Genomic DNA, 888 nt, shown 5'->3' with positions numbered 1-888 from the left:
GTTCGTCAAAGCCAGCGCCCGCGTCAACAACCGCGCCGAGAATAGTCATCAGCCAACCCGGGAACGCGAACGGCGTATGCGGGGCTTCCGCCTGCCCGAGCGCACTCAAGCTTTCCTGTCGAACTTCGGCCCGATCCGACAGCACTTTGCCCTCAAGCGACATCGGCTACGGGCTTCACGCTATCGCCAACAACTCGCCTTGCGATTTGCTGCGTGGCATCGCTTCACCGAACTCACCCAAACTCCGTCTATCGCTTTTTGAGCAACTGATCGCCCCTGCCAGCATTGCCTTCTCTCCTCTCTAACGTGACAAAGCCGTACCAGTGGATGCTTGAGATTGATCTGTTCGCGCAGTGGATGCCGGAACAAATCCTTCTCCGTTACAGGCGTCTTCGGACCCATCTAAACCTCGTCAGAATTTGCAGGCTATACCCAGCAATATGCCAGGTCTCTGCAATTCCAACAACACGATTTCCGCCGGAAACCCCCAACGCTTCAGGCTCTACGGTTTGTTCAGGCTGGACTACCTAAACAACGTCGTCGAGCAGCATCACCGTGCCATCAAACGCATCATCAAACCGATGATGGGGCCTAGCAGGCTGTTGAATTTGGGTCCCGTGTAAACGGGGTTTGAGGGACGGGCGTTATGGATATCGTGTTCATGATCTTTGGCAGCGGATGCGATGCGCGGAATGGATGAGATGCAGGAACCCCTGTTCACGACGGTCAAGCTCGAGGACTTCGTCCCGGCAGATCACCCGTTGCGACCGATCCGGTTGCTGGTGAATGACGCGTTGAAACGGCTCAACGGGCTGTTCAGCGTCATCTACGCGGACACCGGCCGTGCCTCGATTGCGCCTGAGAAGCTGATGCGGGCGCTGCTGTTGC

The 888-nt window shown here is 57.0% G+C and carries 2 pseudogenes; both read left to right on the top strand.

Annotated elements, in window-relative coordinates:
- Positions 1 to 262 (top strand): annotated as a pseudogene (locus tag GCT19_RS42305) (IS6 family transposase); the annotation flags it as partial.
- A 421-nt stretch (positions 263 to 683) separates the two neighbouring features.
- Positions 684 to 888 (top strand): annotated as a pseudogene (locus tag GCT19_RS42290) (IS5/IS1182 family transposase); the annotation flags it as partial.

The organism is Paraburkholderia atlantica (genome assembly GCF_009362785.1).
Lineage (GTDB): Bacteria > Pseudomonadota > Gammaproteobacteria > Burkholderiales > Burkholderiaceae > Paraburkholderia > Paraburkholderia atlantica.
Note: the sequence above shows the minus strand (reverse complement) of the source record. Positions and strands in the feature narration are given on the sequence as shown.